General features: G+C 60.4%; 2 protein-coding genes and 3 pseudogenes. 2 read left to right on the plus strand and 3 right to left on the minus strand.

Annotated elements, in window-relative coordinates:
• Positions 1-354: 354 nt before the first annotated feature.
• The 3 genes and pseudogenes from AC1DO7_RS40210 to AC1DO7_RS40220 form a co-directional block, all read right to left on the minus strand.
• Positions 355-1092, minus strand: a pseudogene (locus AC1DO7_RS40210) (transposase domain-containing protein); the annotation flags it as partial.
• A 51-nt stretch (positions 1093-1143) separates the two neighbouring features.
• Entirely contained in the window at positions 1144-1503 is a 360-nt protein-coding gene (tnpB, locus tag AC1DO7_RS40215; protein WP_441650346.1) for an IS66 family insertion sequence element accessory protein TnpB, read from the minus strand.
• Positions 1488-1760: a hypothetical protein gene (locus tag AC1DO7_RS40220; RefSeq protein WP_441650347.1), complete on the minus strand. Its 273-nt coding sequence runs from the start codon at positions 1758-1760 to the stop codon at positions 1488-1490. The genes tnpB and AC1DO7_RS40220 overlap by 16 nt, the downstream gene beginning before the upstream one ends.
• Before the next feature lie 150 nt (positions 1761-1910).
• Here AC1DO7_RS40220 and AC1DO7_RS40225 point away from each other — a divergent pair.
• Both AC1DO7_RS40225 and AC1DO7_RS40230 read left to right on the plus strand, forming a co-directional pair.
• Positions 1911-3042: pseudogene (locus AC1DO7_RS40225) on the plus strand (IS110 family RNA-guided transposase).
• 584 nt (positions 3043-3626) lie between these two features.
• Positions 3627-3736: pseudogene (locus AC1DO7_RS40230) on the plus strand (NAD(P)-dependent alcohol dehydrogenase); the annotation flags it as partial.

Raw genomic sequence — 3736 nt, forward strand, 5'->3', positions numbered from 1 at the left:
ATGTTGTTCATGATGCTCTCCTTTAGTTCTGCGCGCACTTGGACGCCAGGCGATGCGTCGATCGCGGCCAACCAGGAAACGCGCTGGATTATTTCTCTTTCCGCTACGGAAAGGGACTTGATCGTTGCGCCAGTATTCCCCTGGCAGAAAACACACGCCCCACGATATCGACCGGGTAGCCTTTCGTGTATACAAAGCATATTTTCACACGCGACGTAGTATGTCTGTACGGTAGCGGTCAATAGTGGGCGTGTCGTCAGCAGCGCGGCTGATGGTGAGGAGTAGTGTCGCCAGCGGACGGGCAATGCGAGCAGTCCTATGCCAATGATGCCGAGGCTGAATTGCAGGAACGGAAACTGGGCGCAGTAGTGCACTGGCCTGGCCGACCCAACCGGCCAGAGTCGATCGGCTCAATTCGACACCGTCCCGCGCGTATATCGCTGACTGACGGTACAGGGGGAGATGGTCGCAGAACTTACTAACCAGGACATGGGCGAGCAGGCCTGGACCCGGCATACCGCGATCAATGGGTCGGCTGGGTGCGGCAGCCTGCACGATGCAGTCACAGCAAGCGCAGGCCTTCGTCGGCCGACGATGACGAATCACTTGCCAATGCCCAGGCACGTACTCGAGCTGCTCGGCGATTTGCTCGCCGAGATCGCCGAGTGCTCCACCGCACTGCGGGCAGCACTCATCATCGGGCTGATGGACGATATCTTCGGGCGGTAGATGATCAGGGAGCGGTTTGCGTCCAGTAGGCTTGCCCGCGTCATTGGGGCGCTGCTTGCGCGTCTCGAGAGCCGTCGCGCCTTCGTCGGCCTGCAGATCCTCAAGGCGCAATTCCAGTTGCTCGATCTGGCGATCGATCTTCTCGGACTTGCGCCCGAACTGCATTCGCTGGAGCTTGGCGATCCACAGCTTCAGGCTCTCGATTTCCAGCGCTCGGTCCGAGAGAGTCTTCTGAAGCGTCGCGACGGTGTCGCGCAGATCTTCCAGGTCGCTGTCACGCTCGCGCAGCGCCGCTTCGCGCGCGAGCAGGAGCGCCTTCAAGGCGTCGATGTCTTCCGGAAGCGAAGCGTCGCTGGAGTTCATGCAGGCAGTTTACGCGCCCACATCTCCTCTCACGTGCGTTGTCACAGACGTTTACAAAGCACTGCAAGGACGGGCGGAATCGATGGGCTGCCGCCAATCGAATCCCTCCAGCAGTAGGCCAAGTTGCGCGCTCGTCAAAGCTACTACCCCACCTTCGGCGCGCGGCCATGCGAAGCGCCCCCGTTCCAGCCGTTTGGCAAACAGGCACAGTCCGCCATCGCGCCAATACAGGCACTTGAGCAGATCGCCACGTTTGCCTCTGAAGATGAACACGTGGCCCGAGAAGGGGTCCTTCTGAAGTACTGTCTGCACCTTGGCCGCCAGGCCATCAAAGCCGCATCGCATGTCCGTAAAACCTGCGGCAACCCAGATTCGGGTGTTCGCCGGCGGCCCCATCATTGGCTCAGGCATTGCACCACCGTGCGCAGGACTTCCGGATCGACCCGGCCTTCAATGCTCACTTGCCCCTTGGCCAGTTGCAACCGTATGACCCCGGTGGGCGTTGCTTCCGGCTGATCGCACTGGTTTCCTACAGGAGGCACGTCGACCGATCCTTCGACTGCGGGTGCCTCAACGATGACGGGCAACAGCAGTGGGTCGTTCGCAACCTCAGGCGGGCCCAAATCGCCTGCTCTATACATGCGACGCCAGCGAAAGAGCATGTTCACGTTCAGGCCGTGTTCCAGCGCTAGTCAGTATGACTCCCCAGGAGGCAAAGGCTGGCCCGCCGTGAGGAATCAAACGCGGGTTAGCATGACTGCCAGAGCCGCATGGTGTGGACAGTGCCACACCCGGCGATTTCCAGCGCGGAGGCCAGCATGGAACACGATAGCACTTTGTATGTCGGTTTAGACGTCCATAAGGATTCGATCACCGTTGCTTATGCACTCGGCATGGCCGAGGTCGAACTGCTTGGCAAGATCGGTACGTCGAAGGCCGATATCGATCGCCTGTGCAAGCGCCTGCAGTCTAAATCGCGCCGGATCCGCATCGTCTACGAGGCAGGCCCCTTGCGGCTATGGCCTTTATCGGCAGCTTGCAGGGAAGGGATTCGAGTGCATGGTGTGCGCGCCGTCGCTGATCCCGAAGAAGCCCGGCGAGCGCGTCAAGACCGATCGGCGCGATGCGGTCAAGCTCGTGCGATCGCTGCGCGCCGGTGACCTCTCGGCCGTGTACGTGCCCAGCGTCGAAGACGAAGCATTCCGGGATCTGTCACGTGCCTGGGTCAGCGCCAAGGACGATCTGAAGCGCGCCCGCCAACGGCTGAAGGCCTTTCTGCTTTCGCACGGTGTCCGCTACACCGGCAGAGCTGACTGGGGGCCAGCACACCGGCGCTGGATAAGCGCATTTGCGTTCGATAGCGACTGGCAGCAACTTGCCTTTGACGAATATCGACGTGCTATCGAGGACCGGCTCGCGCAATGCAGCCGTCTCGAAGCGGCCCTGCGCGAGGCGGTGGCCAACTGGCGCTTCTACCCGGCCGTACGGGGCCTGCAGGCCATGCGCGGGGTGCAGTTCACCACAGCGATAGGCATCCTTGCCGAATTGGGTGATCTCTCACGCTTTGCGCATCCACGCCAACTAATGGCCTGGCTCGGTGTGACGCCCGCCGAACACTCGTCCGGTGAGAAGCGACGACAGGGCAGCATCACCAAGACTGGCAACAGCTACGCCAGAAAGCTGCTCGTCGAGGCTGCCTGGAGTTACCGGCACCCGGCACGTGTGAGCCCCGAGATCCAGCGCCGGCACGAAGGCATCCCCAAGGCCATCGTTGATCGGTCCTGGGACGCCCAGGTTCGACTGTGTCGGCGCTATCGGAGACTTGCCGCACGTGGCAAGAACCCGAACATTGCGGTGGTCGCGGTGGCCCGCGAACTGAGCGGGTTCATCTGGGATATCAGCCAGCTCGCGATGTCGCTTGCCGTACCGAACGAGGCACAGACAACGTAACCCAGCGCCGGTATCAATCTATCTGTCACTACTGTGAGACCAGTTTCCTGAAGGCGGCGTAGCCCGGCACACGAGCAACCCGCGAAAAAGCTAAGCAATGGATTTCATCCGACTTGCGGCGCTAGATAGCGGGCAGGCTCATTGGGCGGACCTCTGTAATGCGGTAGCCAACCCGCGGATATCAGCGTGATCCACCGTCGAGACTTACTGCTACGTCGCCCTCAGGAAATTGGGTGAGGAACAACATGGAACTGTGAAACCGAACCAAACCAATCTCGATTGACACGGGGAGTCATATCAGCTTTGAAACAGAAACAACGCCTGGCACGCACGCAGCTTCTGCCAGCCTGCGTTTGAGTTCAATCGGGTGATTGCGGCTCCCGTGCAGGCGACCGCCCCGTTTTGCCACAGACTCCAAAGTAGTCCCCACCAAATTCTGATGGTGACTACTCTGGATACATTCACCTTACGCGTCTACACGGCCTTCAGCGGACGGTTACGATCCCCGTCGCGCCCCGCGATTAGCGAAAGATCGCCAGGGCGCATGACACTTAGGGGAAACCCAATTTGAACAGGAGAACGCGATGATCAACATGAAGGCAGCGGTATTTATCGAGCCCGGACAGATTGTCCTGCAAGACAAGCCAGTGCCGGATATCGGCGCGACTGACGCGCTGGTCCGTATCACTACCAC

It is taken from the genome of Cupriavidus sp. 05N40, from assembly GCF_056397305.1.